The 18997-nt window shown below is 67.7% G+C and carries 18 protein-coding genes; 8 read left to right on the top strand and 10 right to left on the bottom strand.

The features are described from left to right. Nucleotides 1-84: 84 nt before the first annotated feature. The gene (dnaE, locus tag FOB72_RS02045; protein ID WP_150371010.1) at nucleotides 85-3609 is read left to right on the top strand and encodes a DNA polymerase III subunit alpha; all 3525 of its coding nucleotides are present in this window, start codon (nucleotides 85-87) and stop codon (nucleotides 3607-3609) included. Beyond that, a complete protein-coding gene (locus FOB72_RS02050; RefSeq protein ID WP_150371011.1) occupies nucleotides 3602-4852 on the top strand; it encodes a glycosyltransferase in 1251 nt (416 codons plus the stop codon). Before dnaE ends, FOB72_RS02050 begins: the two co-directional genes overlap by 8 nt. Here FOB72_RS02050 and FOB72_RS02055 read toward each other — a convergent pair. Then, complete coding sequence (locus FOB72_RS02055; RefSeq protein WP_150371012.1) at nucleotides 4782-5567, bottom strand: glycosyltransferase family 2 protein; 786 nt, start codon at nucleotides 5565-5567, stop codon at nucleotides 4782-4784. The genes FOB72_RS02050 and FOB72_RS02055 overlap by 71 nt on opposite strands. Nucleotides 5568-5758: 191 nt before the next feature. On the opposite strand from FOB72_RS02055, the gene msbA reads away from it, so the two are divergent. Next, on the top strand, nucleotides 5759-7516 hold the full coding sequence (gene msbA / locus FOB72_RS02060) for a lipid A export permease/ATP-binding protein MsbA (RefSeq protein WP_150373709.1): 1758 nt from the start codon (nucleotides 5759-5761) through the stop codon (nucleotides 7514-7516). Nucleotides 7517-7580: 64 nt separating this feature from the next. Further along, a complete protein-coding gene (locus FOB72_RS02065; RefSeq protein ID WP_150371013.1) occupies nucleotides 7581-8192 on the top strand; it encodes a peroxidase-related enzyme in 612 nt (203 codons plus the stop codon). A gap of 13 nt (nucleotides 8193-8205) precedes the next feature. Here FOB72_RS02065 and FOB72_RS02070 read toward each other — a convergent pair whose 3' ends face one another. The 8 genes from FOB72_RS02070 to phnG form a co-directional block, all read right to left on the bottom strand. After that, nucleotides 8206-8628: a hypothetical protein gene (locus tag FOB72_RS02070; RefSeq protein WP_223851468.1), complete on the bottom strand. Its 423-nt coding sequence runs from the start codon at nucleotides 8626-8628 to the stop codon at nucleotides 8206-8208. A 227-nt stretch (nucleotides 8629-8855) separates the two neighbouring features. Further along, complete coding sequence (locus tag FOB72_RS02075; RefSeq protein ID WP_150371015.1) at nucleotides 8856-10070, bottom strand: alpha-D-ribose 1-methylphosphonate 5-triphosphate diphosphatase; 1215 nt, start codon at nucleotides 10068-10070, stop codon at nucleotides 8856-8858. Nucleotides 10071-10092: 22 nt separating this feature from the next. Continuing rightward, nucleotides 10093-10827 carry a phosphonate C-P lyase system protein PhnL gene (phnL, locus tag FOB72_RS02080; protein ID WP_150371016.1) on the bottom strand — a complete coding sequence of 245 codons (735 nt, stop codon included), beginning with the start codon at nucleotides 10825-10827 and terminating at the stop codon, nucleotides 10093-10095. Nucleotides 10828-10832: 5 nt separating this feature from the next. After that, nucleotides 10833-11609 (bottom strand): phosphonate C-P lyase system protein PhnK, encoded by a 777-nt coding sequence (gene phnK, locus FOB72_RS02085; protein WP_150371017.1) that lies wholly within the window; start codon nucleotides 11607-11609, stop codon nucleotides 10833-10835. Further along, nucleotides 11606-12511 carry an alpha-D-ribose 1-methylphosphonate 5-phosphate C-P-lyase PhnJ gene (locus FOB72_RS02090; protein ID WP_150371018.1) on the bottom strand — a complete coding sequence of 302 codons (906 nt, stop codon included), beginning with the start codon at nucleotides 12509-12511 and terminating at the stop codon, nucleotides 11606-11608. Before FOB72_RS02090 ends, phnK begins: the two co-directional genes overlap by 4 nt. Further along, complete coding sequence (locus tag FOB72_RS02095) at nucleotides 12508-13701, bottom strand: carbon-phosphorus lyase complex subunit PhnI (RefSeq protein WP_150371019.1); 1194 nt, start codon at nucleotides 13699-13701, stop codon at nucleotides 12508-12510. Before FOB72_RS02095 ends, FOB72_RS02090 begins: the two co-directional genes overlap by 4 nt. 1 nt (nucleotide 13702) lies before the next feature. Beyond that, nucleotides 13703-14338: a phosphonate C-P lyase system protein PhnH gene (gene phnH, locus FOB72_RS02100; RefSeq protein ID WP_150373710.1), complete on the bottom strand. Its 636-nt coding sequence runs from the start codon at nucleotides 14336-14338 to the stop codon at nucleotides 13703-13705. A 34-nt stretch (nucleotides 14339-14372) separates the two neighbouring features. Then, nucleotides 14373-14879, bottom strand: coding sequence for a phosphonate C-P lyase system protein PhnG (phnG, locus tag FOB72_RS02105; RefSeq protein ID WP_150371020.1), 507 nt, complete (start codon nucleotides 14877-14879; stop codon nucleotides 14373-14375). Between the two features lie 191 nt (nucleotides 14880-15070). Between phnG and phnF the strand changes: the two genes are divergently transcribed. From phnF to phnN, 4 genes are all read left to right on the top strand, one after another. Then, entirely contained in the window at nucleotides 15071-15805 is a 735-nt protein-coding gene (gene phnF, locus FOB72_RS02110) for a phosphonate metabolism transcriptional regulator PhnF (RefSeq protein ID WP_150371021.1), read from the top strand. 90 nt (nucleotides 15806-15895) lie between these two features. Next, complete coding sequence (locus FOB72_RS02115; RefSeq protein WP_150371022.1) at nucleotides 15896-17107, top strand: alpha-D-ribose 1-methylphosphonate 5-triphosphate diphosphatase; 1212 nt, start codon at nucleotides 15896-15898, stop codon at nucleotides 17105-17107. 11 nt (nucleotides 17108-17118) lie between these two features. Continuing rightward, complete coding sequence (locus FOB72_RS02120) at nucleotides 17119-17838, top strand: DUF1045 domain-containing protein (protein ID WP_150371023.1); 720 nt, start codon at nucleotides 17119-17121, stop codon at nucleotides 17836-17838. After that, nucleotides 17835-18428, top strand: coding sequence for a phosphonate metabolism protein/1,5-bisphosphokinase (PRPP-forming) PhnN (phnN, locus tag FOB72_RS02125; RefSeq protein WP_150371024.1), 594 nt, complete (start codon nucleotides 17835-17837; stop codon nucleotides 18426-18428). The genes FOB72_RS02120 and phnN overlap by 4 nt, the downstream gene beginning before the upstream one ends. Before the next feature lie 14 nt (nucleotides 18429-18442). Here the strand turns inward: phnN and FOB72_RS02130 are convergent, their stop codons facing one another. Further along, complete coding sequence (locus FOB72_RS02130) at nucleotides 18443-18979, bottom strand: phosphonate degradation HD-domain oxygenase (protein WP_150371025.1); 537 nt, start codon at nucleotides 18977-18979, stop codon at nucleotides 18443-18445. Between the last annotated feature and the right edge of the window lie 18 nt (nucleotides 18980-18997).

Genomic DNA, 18997 nt, shown 5'->3' on the forward strand with positions numbered 1-18997 from the left:
CGCCGCATGATCGGGGACAAAAATCGCGGTCCCCGCGGGCGGGGGCTGCCGGTACAATGTCGGCCTGAGATTCCCTGCCCGCCAATGTCCGCGCTCCGCTACGTACACCTCCGCCTGCATTCCGAATACTCCATCGTGGACGGCATCGTCCGCCTGGAGGATGCCGTCAAGGCCGCCGCCGCCGACGGCATGGGCGCGCTCGCGCTGACCGACCTCGCCAACGCCTTCGGCCTGATCCGCTTCTACAAGGAAGCGCGCGGCGGCGGCGTCAAGCCGATCGTCGGCGCCGACGTCTGGATCGCCAATGGCGACGACCGCGACAAGCCGTCGCGGCTGCTGCTGCTCGTGCAGGACAAGCGCGGCTACCTGAACCTGTGCACGATGCTGTCGCGCGCATGGCTCGGCAATCAGCACCGCGGCCGCGCGGAGCTGGAGGCGGGATGGTTCGACGAGCCGGGCGAAGAGGGCCTGCCGCTCTCCACGGGCCTGATCGCGCTGTCCGGCGCGATGGGCGGCGATATCGGCCTCGCGCTGGCCAACGCCAATGTGGAAGGCGCGCGGCGCGCCGCGCAGCACTGGGCGCGCGTGTTCCCGCAGCGCTTCTACATCGAACTGCAGCGCGCGGGCCTGCCCGGCACCGATGCCTACGTGCAGCAGGCCGTGCAGCTGGCCGCATCGATGCAGCTGCCCGTGGTGGCCACGCATCCGGTCCAGTTCATGACGCCCGACGATTTCACCGCGCACGAGGCGCGCGTGTGTATCGCCGAGGGCGAGCTGCTCGCGAACCCGCGCCGCGTGCGCAAGTTCACGACGGACCAGTATTTCAAGACTCAGGACGAGATGTGCGAACTGTTCGCCGATATCCCGTCCGCGCTGCAGAACGCCGTGGAGATCGCGCGGCGCTGCAACCTGACGCTGGAGCTCGGCAAGCCGCGTCTGCCGCTGTTCCCGACGCCCGACGGCATGTCGCTGGACGACTACCTCGTGCTGATGGCGCGCGAAGGCCTCGAGCGCCGGCTCGAGGTGCTGTACCCCGACGAAACGGTGCGCGAGTCCAAGCGCGCCGAGTACCACGCGCGGCTCGACTTCGAGACTGGCACCATCATCAAGATGGGGTTCCCGGGCTACTTCCTGATCGTGGCGGACTTTATCAACTGGGCGAAGAACAACGGCGTGCCTGTCGGGCCCGGCCGGGGTTCGGGCGCCGGTTCGCTCGTGGCATACGCGCTCGGCATTACCGACCTCGATCCGCTCAAGTACGCGCTGCTGTTCGAGCGGTTCCTGAACCCGGAACGGGTCTCGATGCCCGACTTCGATATCGACTTCTGCCAGCACGGCCGCGATCGCGTGATCACGTATGTGAAGGAGAAGTACGGCAAGGACGCGGTATCGCAGATCGCGACGTTCGGCACGATGGCGGCCAAGGCCGCGGTGCGCGACGTGGGCCGCGTGCTCGACCTCGGCTACGGTTTCGTCGATGGCGTCGCGAAGCTCATTCCGTTCAAGCCCGGCAAGCTCGTGACGATCGAGGAGGCCAAGAAGGAAGAGCCGCTGCTGACCGAGCGCGAGAACAACGAGGAAGAAGTCCGCCAGCTGCTGGAGCTCGCGCAGCGCGTGGAGGGCATGACGCGTAACGTCGGCATGCACGCGGGCGGCGTGCTGATCGCCCCGGGCAAGCTCACCGATTTCTGCCCGCTGTACACGCAGGGCGCGCAGAACGACGGCATGAGCGGCGTGGTGAGCCAGTACGACAAGGACGACGTCGAAGCCGCCGGCCTCGTGAAGTTCGACTTTCTGGGCCTGACCACGCTGACGATCCTCGACTGGGCCGAGCGCTATATCCGCCGGCTCGATCCATCGAAGGCCGACTGGAACTGCAGCCATATTCCGCTCGACGACGGCCCCGCGTTCGACATCCTCAAGACGGCCAACACGGTCGCCGTGTTCCAGCTGGAAAGCCGCGGCATGCAGGGCATGCTCAAGGACGCCAGGCCCGACCGCTTCGAGGACATCATCGCGCTCGTGGCGCTGTATCGTCCGGGCCCGATGGATCTGATTCCGAGCTTCTGCGCGCGCAAGCACGGCCGCGAGAAGGTCGAGTATCCGGATCCGCGCGTGGAGCCCGTGCTCAAGGAGACCTACGGCATCATGGTCTACCAGGAGCAGGTGATGCAGATGGCGCAGATCATCGGCGGCTACTCGCTCGGTGGCGCCGATTTGCTGCGCCGCGCGATGGGCAAGAAGAAGGCCGAGGAAATGGCCAAGCATCGCGAACTGTTTCGCGAGGGTGCCGCCAAGAACGGCCTCTCGTCGCAGCAGGCCGACGATATCTTCGACCTGATGGAGAAGTTCGCGGGCTACGGCTTCAACAAGTCGCACGCGGCCGCGTATGCGCTGCTCGCGTACTACACGGCGTGGCTCAAGGCGCATCATCCGGCCGAATTCATGGCGGCCAACATGTCGCTGGCCATGGACGACACGGACAAGGTCAAGATCCTGTACGAGGACTGCCGCGTCAACGGCATCAAGGTGCTGCCGCCGGACGTCAATGCCAGTGAGTACCGCTTCGCGCCGACCGATGCCAAGACCATCCGCTACGGCCTGGGCGGCATCAAGGGATCGGGGCAGGGCGCCATCGAGGATATCCTGCGCGCGCGCGAAGAGGCGCCGTTCCGCGACCTGTTCGATTTCTGCGAGCGCGTCGATCGCCGGCAGGTGAACCGCCGCACGATCGAAGCGCTGATCCGCGCGGGCGCGTTCGACAGCCTCAACGACAATCGCGGCCAGCTGCTGGCGTCGGTGTCCATCGCCATGGAAGCGGCCGAGCAGAAGGCGGAGTCGGCCAACCAGGTCTCGCTGTTCGACCTGATGGACGACGCGTCCGCGGAAGCGCACCGGCCCGAGCTCGTCGATGAGCCGCGCTGGTCGATGAAGCGCACGCTGCAGGAAGAGAAGCAGGCGCTCGGCTATTACTTCTCCGGCCACCTGTTCGATGCATGGCGCGAGGAAGTGCGCCGCTTCGTCAAGGGCACGCTCGGCAACCTCGAGAAGGAGGTGCAGGGCAACGGCGGCGGCTACGGCCGCGACGTGCGCGGCAAGACCATCGCGGGCGTGATCGCGGGCATCCGCACGCAGATGACGCAGCGCGGCAAGATGCTGATCGTGGTGATCGACGACGGCACCGGGCAGGTCGAGATGACGGTGTTCAACGAGCTGTTCGACGCTAACCGGCATATGTTCCGAGAGGACGAACTGCTGATCGCCAAGGGCAATGCGCGCCACGATACGTTCACGGGCGGTGTGCGCTTCACGGCCGAGTCCGTGATGGACCTCGTGTCCGCGCGCGCCGAATACGCCGATGCGGTCTGCCTGGCCTTCAATGGCAATGCCTCGACCGAGCGGCTGCGCGAACTGCTGACGCCGTATCTGGCGAACGTATCGCGCACGCCCGGCGTGCCCGTGCGCATTCGCTATACCAATCGCAATGCGCAGTGCGAGGCGACGCTCGGCGCGCAGTGGCAGATCACGCCGTCCGACGATGCGCTGACGAGCTTCCGCAATGCGCTCTCCAACGATGGTGGCGACGGCGTGCGGATGATCTATGGCTGACGCATTGGGCCATCGCGACCCCCGCACACGCATCCTGTTCCACGTCACGCACTTCCTGCATGGCGGTATCGAGACCGCGCTGGTTTCGCTGCTTGCTTCGCTCGATCCGGCGCGCTTCGACGTCGGACTGACCGTGACCTATCCGTCGGACGCGCTGGAGAACCACTTTCGCGCGCGGCTGCCTTCGCATGTGAAGGTGCACGTGCTTGCCCCCGAACGCTGGCTGTCGCATTGCCGTCAGCTCAAGAAGGCACGCAAGCTCGGGCCGCTCGGAAAGCTGTACGAAGAGGTGCTGCTGCCGCCGGTGCGCAAGCCGCTGATGAATCGCCGCTTCCGGAAGATCCTGTCCGACCGGGCGTACGAGGTCGTGGTGGACTACGACATGTCGCTGTCGCGGCTGACCGGGCGCCTGCCGGTGCCGATGATCGGCTACCAGCATTTCAGCGTGGCGCACCTCGCGCAGGGCCATGGCCGCAAGCTGCGCAAGCTCCGGCACCAGTGCCGCGTGGACTACGATCGCGTGGTCATGCTCAACGAGAGCATGCTCGCGGACGCGAAGCGCCTGATTCCCGAAGCCGCCGACAAGTTCGTGAAGCTGTACAACGCATTCGATCTCTCGCGTATCCGCTCGCTGGGCGATGTGGCGCTGCCCGAGTTGCCGACGGCGCCGTATATCGTTTCCGTGGGACGGCTGGAAGAGAGCCAGAAGGACTTCACGACGCTGCTGAAGGCTTATGCCCGGCTCGTGCGCGATGGGGTCGCCGAAGATCTCGTCATCGTCGGCGAGGGCGCGTCGCGCGCGCAACTGGAGGCACTGACGCGCGAGCTCGGCCTCGCCGAGCGCGTGCGCTTCGCGGGCTTTCAGTCCAATCCGTTCCCATGGATGCGTCATGCAAGGCTGATGGCGTTCAGCTCGCGCATGGAAGGGCTGGGCAATGTCCTCGTGGAGGCGCTGGCGCTCGATCAGGTGGTGGTGAGCACCGACTGCCCCGTCGGACCGCGCGAAATGCTCGACGATGGCCGCGCGGGGCTGCTGGTGCCCGTGGGCGACGTCGATGCGCTGGCCGATGCCATGACGCGCGCGCTGCGCGATGCGGCGCTGCGTCAGACGCTGCTGGACCACGCGCGCGGGTTTGTCGCGGGCCTGGGGCTGGCGCCGACCGCCGAGGCGTTCAGCCGCGTGGTGGCGTCGCTGACCGGTCGTCCGGTTGCCGCGCCTGCCGGCACAGCAGCCACAGCTTGACGTACTTGTAGTAGCTGGCCTGGCCGTTCATCAGCGCCACGCCGAGCCCCTGCGCGCCGTCGAGAAAGCCGCGCCGGAATACCCACGTGCGCAGGAACGCCCAGACGCCGTGGCCGAGCGCGCTGGCTACCGTGGCCGTCTTGCCGCGGCGGAACGCCTGCTGGGCGCCCAGGGTCGAGTATTGGTCGATCTTGCGCAGGACCTGCGAGAAATCGTCGTAGGTGTAGTGGAGCAGCGGCGTGCGCAGCCTTGCCACGGGTTGGTCGGCGACCACGTTCTCGTGGACGAGGTCGTCGGTGAATCGGGCCTTGCCCACGCGGAACACGCGCGTCAGATAGTCGGGATACCAGCCGCCGTGGCGGATAAAGCGGCCGCAGAACCGGGAAAGACGCGGCATTTCATAGGCATCCGCGCCGCCGGATTCGATCGCGGCGAGGATTTCATCGCGCAGTTCGGGCGTGACGCGCTCGTCCGCATCGATCGACAGCACCCATTCGGTCTGGACCTTCGACAGCGCGAGGTTTTTCTGCGGGCCGAAGCCGGGCCACGTATCGGTCTGATAGACGTCCGCGCCGAGCGAGCGCGCGATCTCCACGGTGCCGTCCGTGCTACCCGAATCCACTATAATCGCGCGGTCGCACCAGGAAACGGACGCCAGGCACTCGGCGATGTTGTGAGCCTCGTTCTTGGTGATCAGGACGGCAGAGATTTTCATAGAGATGGTGGCGATGGAGCCCGGCCCGACCGGTTCGGCGAGGGCGCTCCCACAGACCCGCTATTCTAGCGGGACTTGTGTCCTCCACCGCGCCCCTGCGATCGGCCTTCGGCCGATGCCCCCGGATTAAGAAGCACTCCCCGCGCAAACGGGGTGGAGTCAATGTGAAAGACAAGCAAGCACAATCATCGTTGGTCAAGACGTCGCTGCAGGAGCGCGATACGCTCCGCCGCGTCTGGACCTACCTGCGGCCCGAGCTGCGCACCTTCCTCCTCGCGATTCTGGCGATGGGCGTGGTGGCGGCCAGCGAGGGCATCATCCCGAAGATCGTCAACGACCTGCTCGACAAGGGCTTTGGCGGCGCGTACGCGGGCAAGCTCTGGCACGTGCCGGCGCTGCTGACTGGCGTGGCGCTGATCCGCGGCGTGGCGCAGTTCACGTCGGGCTACCTGCTGAGCCGCGTGTCCAACAACGTGCTCAAGACGATGCGGCTGCAGATGTTCGAGCGCATGCTCCATGCGCCGGCGCTGTTCTATCACCGCAATACCGCGGCCTCGCTGATCAACGCGGTGGTGTTCGAGGTCAACCAGGTCATGCAGATTCTCACAGGCGTGCTCATCACGCTCGTGCGCGATTCGCTGACCGTGCTCGCGCTGCTGATCTACCTGTTCTACACGAACTGGCGCCTGACGCTCGTGGTGGCCGTGCTGCTGCCGTCCATCGGCTTCGTGATGTCGCGCGTGAATCGTCGCCTGCGCAAGCTCAATCGCGAACACCAGGCGATGACGAACACCGCGGCCTATGTGGTCGAGGAAGCGGCCGGCGGCTACAAGGTCGTCAAGCTGCACGGCGGCGAGGCGTACGAGATGGATCGCTTCCAGACCATGGCGGAGCGCCTGCGCGGTTATTCGATGCGCATGGCCGTGGCGGGCGGCCTGAATCAGCCCGTGACGGCATTCCTGGCGTCGCTGGCCCTGTCGGTGATCCTGACCATCGCCGTGGTGCAGTCGCAGGCCAGCCAGACCACGGTGGGCGGCTTCACGGGCTTCGTGATGGCGATGCTGCTGCTGATCTCGCCGCTCAAGCACCTGACCGACCTGAACCAGCCGCTGCAGCGCGGCGTGACGGCCGCGGAGATGATCTTCGGGCTGATCGACGAACCGATCGAGCCGCAGCAGGGCGGACTGCCGCTTGCGCGCGCCAAGGGCGATCTCGCGTTCGAGAACGTGGGCTTCCGTTATGGCGATGCGGGACGCGCGGCGCTGTCGAACGTCGCGTTCCGGGCCTCGGCCGGCGAAGTCGTGGCGCTGGTCGGGCCTTCGGGCAGCGGCAAGACCACGCTGGTCAACCTCGTGCCGCGCTTCTTCGATCCGACCGAAGGCCGCATCCTGCTGGACGGCCAGTCGATCGACGCGTTCGCGCTGGCCGATCTGCGCCGCCAGATTGCCTTCGTGAGCCAGGACGTGGTGCTGTTCAACGACACCGTCGCCGCGAACGTTGCCTATGGCGTGCATCCGGGCGAGCAGATCGACATGGCGCGCGTGGAGCGCGCGCTGGCGGCGGCCTACCTGACGGATGTCGTCAGCGGTCTGCCGGAAGGTCTGGAGACCAATATCGGCGACAACGGCATGAAACTGTCGGGCGGCCAGCGCCAGCGCCTGGCCATCGCGCGCGCGATCTACAAGGATGCGCCGATCCTGATCCTCGACGAAGCCACGTCGGCGCTGGACTCGGAGTCCGAGCGCCAGGTGCAGGCCGCACTCGAGTCGCTGATGGTCGGCCGCACCACGCTCGTGATCGCGCACCGGCTCTCCACCATCGAGAACGCGGATCGCATCGTCGTGCTCGAACATGGCCGTGTGGCCGAGCAGGGCAGCCATGCGGAACTGCTGGCGGCCAACGGCCTCTATGCGGGGCTGCATCGGATTCAGTTCGCGACGTCGCAGTAAGCCTCCGCGCCGGATGGCGGTAAGATGCGGCTTCAGACGGGGACCATACCCCGAGGAGACTCGCATGACCGCCATCAGCTCACTTCCTGTTAGCGGATTTCCCGTTAGCCGGTTTCCCGTCCCCGAACTGAAGGACCTGCCCGACGATATCCGCGCGCGGATCGTCGAGGTGCAGGAAAAGGCGGGCTTCGTCCCCAACGTCTTTCTGGCGCTCGCGCACCGTCCCGACGAGTTTCGCGCGTTCTTCGCCTACCACGACGCGCTGATGCTCAAGGAGACGGGCAGCCTGACCAAGGGTGACCGCGAGATGATCGTGGTGGCCACGTCGGGCGCCAATCAATGTCTCTACTGCGTGGTCGCCCATGGCGCGCTGCTGCGCATCTACGAGAAAAAGCCGCTGATCGCGGATCAGGTGGCCACCAATTACCGCAAGTCCGATATTTCGCCGCGCCAGCGCGCGATGCTCGACTTCGCGATGAAGGTCTGCGAGGACTCGCGCGGCGTTTCGGAAGCCGACTATGATGCGCTGCGGGAACACGGCTTCAGCGACGAGGACGCGTGGGACATCGCGGCCATCACGGCGTTCTTCGGGCTCTCCAACCGCATGGCCAATACGATCGCCATGCGTCCGAACGACGAGTTCTACCTCATGGGCCGCGTGCCCAAGGCAAGGTAGCCGGCGCGCCGTCCTATTTGATGTCCGCGCAGTTGCCGCTGCGCGGGTCGAACAGCACGGGCCACGCCTGCTCGTAGATGCCGGCCGTGCAATGCTTTTCGCAGCGCGCATGCGCGAGCGTGACGCGCCGCGGATCCTGCCAGACCATCAGCTTGCAGCCGCTGCCATCGAGCGCGACGAGTTCGATATGCGGTGTCTGCTGCGTCTGTTTGAATTCGGACAGATTGAATTCGCACGAGCCGCGCTTCGACACCCATAGCTTCCAGCTCAGCGTCTTCACGTCGTTGTGCGAGATGCGCATCATGGCGTCCTCGCGAAAGCCGTCTTCTTCCGTCCGCTTGCAGTCTCCGGCCATGTCGATGACGCGGGCGGGAATCGGGGTCGACCGGGTTTCGGGCGCGGGTGGGTAAGTCTTGGGCGCGCTCGGGCCCTGCATGGGCTTCGAGCGGTCGGCGAGCATCGGCGGCGTGCACGCGGCGCAGAGCAGCGTGGCCAGCAGCACGGCTGGCGCGGTAAGACGGGATGGCATGACGACTCCTCGACGGCCCCTACATGATCAGTTATAGGGGGCGCGCCGGGGAATGGGATGGGTGCCGGCGTCGGTGATTATCCTAGAGGCGGCGTCAGGGTAGCCGTCTATAGTCAGAGGATGCGCCGGCGACGTCAGGCGACAGCCGCCTGCGACTCCCGTTGCCGAACGCTTTCGCTTTCCATACGCTCGTTCGGATATCCCGCCGCGAACACCAGCCGTCCCGCCGACCACGTATGCGTGACCAGCGGCTGCCCGGCCACCGTCCTGACCGCGATGACGTCCGCGCGCGCGCCGGCGCGCAGGCGGCCGCGGTCCGACAGCCCGCAGGCATCGGCCGGATTGGCCGTGACCAGTGCCAGTGCCGCGTCGAGCGGCAGTTCGGCCTGACGCGCCGCCGCAAACGCGGCCGCGATCAGCGTCGAAGGCTGGTAGTCCGAACACAGGATGCTGGCCACGCCCGCGAGAATCGCATCGAGCGCCCGCATCGAACCGCTCTGGCTCCTGCCGCGCAGCACATTGGGCGCGCCCAGGATCGTGGGCAGCGCCACATCCCTCGCGGCGCGCGCCGTGTCCACGTTGATCGGGAACTCGCTCATCCGCACGCCGAGCGCATGCATGGCGGCGATGCGTTGAGGCGAATCGTCGTCGTGGCTCGCGGTCGGAATGCCGTGCAGGCGCGCGCGGTCCAGCAGGCGGTTGACGCGCTCGGGCGCGCCCTCGAGTTCGGCCTGCTTCTTCGCGGCGGCGTCCGCCGCCTCCTCGCGCGTCATGCCGTGGTTGCCCATCATGTACGCCAGGTAGGCATCCAGCGTCTTGAACTGGCCCTGTCCCGGCGAGTGGTCCATGACGGACAGCAGATCGACCGCGCCTTCGTCCATCAGCGCCTCGAGCACGGGTACGGCGGCCGGATCGGTGACTTCGTAGCGGCAGTGGATGCGGTTATCGACGAGGCTGTGCGCGTTGAATGCGGCCACGGTGCGTACGAGCGTCGCGGCCGTGTCGTTGTTGCGCACGCCGAACTGGTTGCTCGCGAACGACACCGCGTGATACGGCGTGGTGATGCCGGCCGCCGCGTTGCGGCGATCGACCTGCGCCACGGCGAAGTCGAGCGGAAACAGCACGCCCGCGCGCGGTTCGGCTTCCTTCTCGATGGCGTCGCAGTGCACGTCGATCAGGCCGGGCATGACCGTATGGCCGCGCAGGTCGATCACGCTGGCGCGCGACGGCACCTGTGCGGCATCGGGTTCGATGGCGACGATATGGCCGTCGTCGATCAGCAGCGCGCTGTCGGCGAGCAGCCGGTCCGGCAGCACGAGCGTGGCGTGCGTGAGGTAGCTTGTGGACATGTCGGAAGGTCCGAAGAAGGGGTCAGGCCGCCGCGCCGGTGGCATGCACGGCGGGCTGCAACGGCAGCAGGCGTGTGGCCACGGCGTCGCGCACGGCTTCGTCGTGGAAGATGCCGATCAGGCAGCGGCCCGCGTCGAGCGCTTCGCGGATAAGCGCCACCACGACCGCGCGGTTGTCGGCGTCCAGCGATGCGGTCGGCTCGTCGAGCAGCAAAATCGGGTGGTTGCCGATCAGGCCGCGCGCGATATTCACGCGCTGCTGCTCGCCGCCCGAGAACGTCGCGGGCGGCAGGTCCCACAGGCGGCGCGGCACGTTGAGCCGCGCGAGCAGTGCCGCGGCGCGTTCGCGCGCCTCGGGCAGGGCCGTGCCGCGCTGCTGCAGCGGCTCCGCCACCACGTCGAGCGTGCTGACGCGCGGAATCGCGCGCAGGAACTGGCTCACGTAGCCGATGACGTCGCGGCGCAGGCGCAGCACGTGCTGCTCGGGCGCATCGGTCAGCTCGATCCACGGGGCGCCTTCCTGCGCGGTGTCGCGCAGGCGGATGGAACCTTCCGTGGCCAGGTAGTTGCCATAGAGGCAGCGCAGCAGCGTGCTCTTGCCCGTGCCCGAGGGGCCGGACAGCACGAGGCATTCGCCGCGGGCCGCATCGAAGTCGATCGCCTGCAGCACGGGCAGGCGGATGCCGCCCTGGTTGTGCAGCGTGAACATCTTGCCGAGGCCACGGACCTCGAGCATGCGTTGGGAGTCGTCGTGCATTGCGATCAGCCTTGCAGGATGGAGGACACGAGCAGCTGCGTGTACGGGTGTTGCGGATCGTCGAGAATCTGGTCGGTCAGCCCCTGCTCGACCACGCGGCCACCCTGCATGACGATGGTCCGGTGCGCGAGCAGGCGCGCCACGGCGAGATCGTGCGTGACGAGGATGGCGGCGAGTCCGAGGTCGTTCACGAGCCGGCGCAGCAGGTCCAGCAGGCGCGCCTGCACCGAGACGTCGAGCGACGCGGTGGGTTCGTCCATGAACACGAGGCGCGGATGCGTGACGAGGTTGCGCGCGATCTGCAGGCGCTGCTGCATGCCGCCCGAGAACGTCGCGGGAATGTCGTCGAGACGCGCGAGATCGATCTCCATCTTCTCCAGCCATGCACCGGCGATTTCGCGCAGGTCGCCATAGTGGCGCTCGCCCACGGCCATCAGGCGCTCGGCGATATTCGCGCCCGCGCTGACCTGCATGCGCAGGCCATCGCGCGCATGCTGGCGAACGAAGCCCCAGTCCGTGCGCGCGAGCAATCGCATGCGCGCGCTCGACAGCGTGGCCAGATCGGTCAGCCCTTGTTCGCGTACGTCGTACCAGACGCTGCCGCGCTGCGGGGCGGCCTGCATCGACAGTGCCTGCAGCAGTGTGCTCTTGCCGGAGCCGGACTCGCCGACCACGCAGAGCACTTCGCCCGGATAGAGATCGAAATTGACGTCATGGCAGCCGTGAATGCCGTCCCACGTGCGGCTCACGTCGCGGACCGAGAGGAGGGGCGTCGCGCTCATGCTGCGGCTCCTTCGATGGATTGGCGGCGGTCCGCACAGTACTCGGTGTCCGAGCACACGAACATGCGCGTGCCCGCGTCGTCGGTGATGATCTCGTCCAGATAGCTGTCGGTGGCGCCGCACTGCGCGCAGCAGCTCGACCACTTTTCGACCGTGAACGGGTGATCGACGAAGTCGAGGCTCTTGACCGACGTATAGGGCGGCACCGCGTAGACGCGCTTCTCGCGGCCCGCGCCGAACAGCATCAGCGCCGGGCTGTTGTGCAGCTTGGGGTTGTCGAACTTGGGAATCGGCGAGGGACGCATCATGTAGCGCTGGTTGACGATAACCGGATAGTCGTACGTCGTCGCGATATGGCCGTGGTGCGAGATGTCCTCGTAGAGCTTGACGTGCATCGCGCCGTACTCGGCCAGCGAATGCATCGTGCGCGTTTCCGCTTCGCTCGACTCGAGCCAGCGCAGCGGCTCGGGAATCGGCACCTGGAACACCATGACCTGTCCCGCGCGCAGCGGCGTTTCGGGAATGCGGTGGCGCGTCTGCACGATCGTCGCGTCGTGCGTGCGTTCCGTGGTGGCGACGCCCGTCACGCGGCCGAAGAAGCGGCGGATGTTGATGGCGTTGGTGGTGTCGTCGGACCCCTGGTCGATGACCTTCAGCACATCGCGCGTGCCGATGATCGCCGCGGTCACCTGGATGCCGCCGGTGCCCCAGCCATACGGCAGCGGCATCTCGCGGCTGCCGAACGGCACCTGATAGCCCGGGATGGCCACGGCCTTCAGCAGTGCGCGGCGCAGCATGCGCTTGGTCGATTCGTCGAGGTAGCCGAAGTTGTAGTGGTCGTCGCGCGCCACCTTGGTGGCGGCGGCTTCGCGGTCGCTGAACGGATTCACGGACTGGCTCATGCGAGCGTCTCCTCTTGCGGCTGGGGAGCGATAGGGGTGTCGGTGTCGGCCGCGGGCGGTTGCCGCGAGGCCGGCGCCGACGCGTCGGCCTGTTCCGCGCGCAGGCGGCGCAGCAGTTCGAGGTTGGCCTGGAAGTCGACGTAGTGGGGCAGCTTCAGATGCTGGACGAAGCCCGAGGCCTCGACGTTGTCGCTGTGATAGAGCATGAACTCGATATCGTTGGCCGGTGCGTCGCCGGCTTCGCCGAGCTCCGCCGCGCGCATCGCGCGATCGGCCAGTGCCATCGACATGGCCTTGCGCTCGCCATAGCCGAACACGAGGCCATAGCCGCGGGTGAAGCGGGGCGCCTCGTTGGCGCTGCCCGCGAACTGGCTCACCATCTGGCATTCGGTCACTTCGATCTCGCCGATGGTCACGGCGAAGCCGAGCTCCTCGACGAACAGTTCGACCTCGGTGTTGCCATAGCGGATCTCTGCCGCGAACGGATGCGTATTGCCGTAGCCGCGCTGCGTCGAGTAGCCCATCGACAGCAGAAAGCCTTCGTCGCCGCGCGCGAGGTTCTGCAGGCGCGCGGCGCGGCCGGCGGGCAGCGTAAGCGGTTCGCGCGTGAGGTCGGGCGGTGCGGGATCGCCGGGCGGAATCGCATCGATCTCCACCAGCGATTCGGCTTCGAGCAGCGTCGTGACGCGCGGCATGGAGGCGGCGGGTTTGCCGGTCGCGACAGTGGTGGGAGCAGCGGTGGCAGCAGCCGTGCTGACTTCGGTATGGGACTCGGCATTGCCTTCGACTTCCAGCGAGAAATCGAGCAGCCGCTGCGTGTAGTCGTAGGTCGGCCCGAGGACCTGTCCACCGGGCACATCCTTGAACGTCGACGAGATCCGGCGGTGCAGGCGCATCGCGCCCGTATCGAGCGGTTGCGTATAGCCGAAGCGCGCAAGCGTGGTGCGATAGGCGCGCAGCAGGAAGATTGCCTCGACCTGATCGCCGGCCGCCTGTTTCAAGGCCAGTGCGGCCAGGTGCGGATCGTAGAGCGAGCCTTCGGCCATCACGCGCGAGACCGCGAGCGGCATCTGCTCGCGAATCTGCGCGAGCGTGAGTTCGGGAACCGCGACGTTGCCGCGCCGATAGGCGTCGAGCCGGCGGTACGAGTTGAGGATGGCGCGTTCGCCACCCTTGACGGCTACGTACATGTCAGGCCTCCAGATGCGTGGTGCGCGGCAGCGCGCAGAAGCGGTCGCCAGCGGTCAGCAACAGATCCACGCCGAGCGGGAAGCCCGCGTTGTTGGCGCGCCATTGCACGGGGAAATCGGTGGGCAGGCCGCTCGCGTACAGCGCTTGCATGGTCTCGATGCCGGGGCCGCGCAGCACGAACGTGTCGTCGGGCGCGGCCGTGTTCGCGAGGGACGACACTTCCACGAGCAGCGTGGCCGAGCGATCGGGGTAAGCGGGGTCGCCCTGCGCGCATTGCGCGAGCGGCGGCACGGCGTGGCCCGCGGGCACGCACACGAAGGTCGCCTGCCCCAGGGTCTCCGCCAGCGGGCAGCCGCAGTGGAAACGCAGGAACGCGCGCGCGGCCGGGCCGATATCGGCGGGCAGCCAGACGGGCGTGTCGCTGTCCGCGAGCGTGAGCAGCAGGGCGGTCATGGCCGGGGACAGGCCGTCCGGCAGTCCCGTGCTGGCGGCGGGCAGGGCCTGCAGCGTGCCGGGATGGGCAAACGCGTCGAGCGCCGCGCGGAAGACCTGCTGGGCGTCGTCGACGGGGTTGTCGAAGCCGGGCAGCAGCGACGGGCCCGTCGTGGCATCGACCCGAGCGGACAGGGAGGCCATCGTGGTGGTGTCGTGGGTATCGATAGGGGTCATGTCAGTCCTCGCCGCGTGCCATCGTGAAGAACTCCACGCGCGTGCGCGCGGCCTCGGCGGCCTCGCGCGCGGCGCGCGCGGCAAGTGCCGCGTCGAGCGGCGCGATCACCGACGCGTGGATACGGTCATGCCACGCGGGGAGTTGCAGCAATGCATCGAGCACCGCCGCGCGCTCCGCATGGCGCGCGCCACGGCCGCCGCAGCCTTGCAGATAGGCCACGCCCGCGACACCATCGGTGTCGAGCACCACGGCGCAGCGCGTGACGGACATCTCGCCGAGGTTGAACTGCGCCCCGGTGCCGCCGGCGCGCGCGCGGACCATCGTCATCCCGCTCTCGGGCTTGCGCAGGAAGCGGTAGGCGGGCATCTGCGCGCCGTCGGCGAGCAGGCGGTCCCATGCGGTGTCCAGTGCGTCCGGGCCCGACAGCGCGAGCGTGCGCATCCATGCGGCACGGGCGGCATTCGCTGCATTCGCCACGTTGGTATCGCCGGAATTTTGGGTCTTCATTCTTACCCCTATACGTCTATACGTTTAGATGTACACTATCACAACTGGGCGCTACTAGACCACACAGGGATGACGCTTTGATGACGCGCCCGACGATCCTTTCCACCCCGCACACCGGCTCGCGGCCGTCGCCGCACTGAGGCACAATCGCATGGTTTTGATGAATGCTTGATGACACGAGGCGGGACGAGATGTCTGAACGGGAAGTCGAACGCGGCTCGGGTGTGGCCGTGTGGCGCCAGATAGGCGAAGCGCTGGCGGATGACATTCGCAACAAGCTTTACGGGCCGGGCGAGCAGCTGCCGCCCGAACCCGAGCTGGCCACGCGCTTCTCGGTCAATCGCCACACGATTCGCCGCGCCATGGGCGAGCTGGAGCTGAGCGGGCTGGTCCGCATCGAGCAGGGGCGCGGCACGTTCGTGCAGGAGCATGCGATCGACTATGCGATCGGCCGCCGCACGCGCTTCTCGCGCAACCTTGCCGCGCAGGGCATGCGCGGGCATCTCGAAATCGTCGAGTCGCAGCTGCTGCGCGCGCCGGAAGTGGCCAGGCATCTGGGGCTTCCGCGTACCGCGCAGATCCTGCATGTGCAGATGATCGGCAAGGCCGAGGACCGGACGATCGATGTGGCCGAACACTACTTCGATCCCGCGCGGTTTCCCGGGCTTGCGGAGCGGTTGCACGAGACGAACTCGATCTCGCGCGCGCTCGCGCATTACGGCATTGCCGACTACACCCGCAAATGGTCGCGCATCACGGCGGCCATGCCTTCCGCGCCGGTCGCGCGCCTGCTGAGCCAGCCGAAGACGCGGCCGGTACTGCAGGTGGAGGCACTCAACGTCGATCTCGACGGCCAGCCGCTGCAGTACAGCATGACCCGCTTTGCGGGGGACTGGGTGCAGCTGACCGTCAGCGACACCGAGTAGAAACGCCTTGCGGGCGCGCGGCATGTGCTGCGTGCCCGGCATATTGGTCTAGACATCTGCTTGTCATGTCTCAGGAATAACGTGACGTTCATGCATACGACCTCCTACACTCATCAGCCGCTTGCCGGCATCACGGGCCGCCGCGTGCTTGGCACCGGCGGCATTGGCCCCGCAACGCTCGGTATCGACGGCACGCGCCTCGCCGAGCAGCCCGCGCGCGGCGGTGCCTGCATCGATGCGGGCAACCTGCTCGTGCTGCCCGGCATCGTCGATATCCACGGCGATGCGTTCGAGCGCGCGGTGATGCCGCGGCCCGGTGTGAGCTTTCCGTACGCGAGCGCGCTGATCGACGTCGATCGCCAGCTGCTCGCGCATGGCATCACGACCGAGTTCCACGGCGTCACGCTGTCGTGGGAGGGCGGACTGCGTGGAGAAGCCTATGCGCTGCGCATGTTCGATGCGCTGGCGCAGCTGCGGCACGTGCTCGGTGCCTCGCACCGCGTGCATCTGCGCTTCGAGGCGTATCACCTGTCCGGCCTCGACACCGCCATGTCGTGGATTGCCGATGGCCGCGTGGGCCTGCTCGCGATCAACGATCACCTGCCGACGACGGCGCGCCGCATGACGGACGAGCGCAAGATGGCCCAGTACGCCGATCGCGCCGAGTGCGATGTGGAGACGTTCCGCGAGCGCCTGCGCACGGCCAGCCGCCATGCCCCCGACGTGCCCGCGGCGATGTCGCGCCTGATCGCCGCCGCGCGCGCGGCCGGCCTGCCCGTGGCCTCGCACGACGATCCCGATGTGGCCACGCGGCAGCACTACCATCAGCAGGGCTGCGCGATCGCCGAGTTCCCGCTGACCGTCGATGCCGCGCGCACGGCGCGCCAGCTTGGCAACGAGACCGTGTTCGGCGCGCCGAACGTCATGCGGGGGCAGAGCCATACCGGTGCCCCCAATGCGACGGAGATGGTCGGCGCGGGGCTGTGCACGGTGCTGGCCTCCGACTATTACTACCCGGCGCCGCTGCAGGCCGCGTTCAAGCTTGCGCAGCTTGGCGTCGTGGACCTCGCCGGCGCCTGGAACCTCGTGTCGCGCAATCCCGCGCGCGCGGGCGGCCTGAACGATCGTGGCGTGCTGCTGCCCGGCCTGCGTGCCGATGCGATCCTCGTCGATGACAGCCAGCCCGGCCTCCCGCGCGTGTGCGCCGCCATCGTCGGGGGCCAGCTGCGCCACGCGACGCTGCCGCTGCCGCTCGTGGAAGCAGGCGCGATCGCCGACGGTGCCGCCAGCCTCGCGGCCTGAGCGAGGGCGGTATGCAGGCACATCGCTACGCGATCTATCTCGCGCCCGCGGAACCGTTTCGCACGATTGGCGCGCAGTGGCTCGGCCGTTGCCCCGATGCGGGTCGCGCAGGCCTGACGCCGGCGTTCGACGACCCGCGCCGCGCGGCATGGGTGGAGGCGCCCGCGCATTACGGACTGCACGCCACGCTGAAGCCGCCATTCCGGCTCGCCGAAGGCACCGATGCCACGATGCTCGACGCCGCCGCGCGCGCGTTCGCGCACGGGCGCACCGCGTTCGACGCCTCGCTGGAACTGCACGCGCTGCGCGGCTTTATCGCATGGTGCCTCGGCGAGCATGGCGTTCAGCCCATGCATGCGCTGGCCGACGATGCGGTGCGCGCATTCGAGCGTTTTCGCGCGCCCGCCACCGAAGCGGAACTCGCGCGCCGCAATCCGGCACTGCTGAACGACGCCCAGCGCGCGATGCTCGCGCAGTGGGGCTATCCCTATCTGTTCGAGACGTTCACGTTCCATATCACGCTGACCGGCATGGTGCCGGAAGCGGAGCAGCGCGATGCGATGGCGCTGCTCGAGCGCCTGACGGCACCGCTGCGCGGTGTGCCGCTGCATGTCGATGGCATTGCGATCTTCGTGCAGCCGAAGCGTGGCGACGACTTCATGATCGCGCGGCACTACGCGTTCGACGGCGCCGTGACGGATGGCGCGGGCGCCGCGTACATGGTGTCATGACGGGTGCCGTCCGGCAGGTCGCCGCACCCATGCACGGTCCGAGCCGGGGCAGTGGGCTGTTCTACGTCATGGGCCCGTCGGGCAGCGGCAAGGACTCGCTGCTGCGCGCGCTGCGCGAGCGGCTCGGCCACGACGACCGTATCGTGATCGCGCATCGCTATATCACGCGCGAGGCCGATGCCAACGAGGCATCGGTCGCGCTGTCGCCCGAGGAGTTTCATCGCCGCGAGGCGCTCGGTTGCATGGCGCTGCATTGGCATAGCCATGGCCTGCACTACGGCATCGGCATCGAGATCGAGACATGGCTCGCGCAGGGCCTGCGTGTCGTCGTCAATGGTTCGCGCGAATATCTGCGCCATGCGGTGGCGCGCTATCCGGCGTTGTGCGCGGTGCATGTGCGCGTGCGGCCCGAGGTGCTGGGCAAGCGGCTGCGCCAGCGCGGCCGCGAGTCCGAGGATGCGATCGCGGCGCGCCTGGCGCGCGCGACGCAGCCGTTCGATGTGCCGGCGGAGTGCTGGCTCGTCGAGCTCGACAACAGTGGCAATCTCGACGACGCTGTCGAGCGGCTGGCGACGATCGTCGCCAGCTGACTTCTCCCGACGCGTCAGGCCGAAGCGCGCACGCAGCGCGCGGCCATCTCCATGTAGTGCGACAACGGCGGCGTCCGCTGGTCCACGATCTTCGCGAGATCGTCGTAGCGGCGCAGGCGCACCGCGGCTAGTGCATGCGGCTGCCGCGCGAACGCGTCGGCCTGCGCCGCGTCGAACGGCCCGCCCTGCAGCACCAGGCTGTGCACCGACGCCGGCGACAGCGTGTCGTGATACCCGGCATCGCGCGCGCACAGATAGCGCTTGGCGGCCACATGCAGGCGCACGGGCTCCGTCACGGCGTCGTCGAACAGTTCGGCGAGCGCGCCCGCCGCGGCTTCCTGATGGCGCATATCGGTGGTCGAGCTCTCGGCGAGCATCAGGTGGCCCACGTCGTGCAGCAGCGCGGCGACGATCAGCGCCTCGGGCTCGCCGGCCTGCTCGGCCAGCTGCGCGCATTGCAGCGCATGCGCGGTCTGGCTGATGGCCTCGTCGCCGTAGTAGTTGGTGCCGTGATTGGCGAACAGCGTTTCGATCTGGTCGAGTGTCAGCATGGGGACGTTGGTTCTTGT

Origin of the sequence: Cupriavidus pauculus (assembly GCF_008693385.1) — a bacterium.
Lineage (GTDB): Bacteria > Pseudomonadota > Gammaproteobacteria > Burkholderiales > Burkholderiaceae > Cupriavidus > Cupriavidus pauculus_D.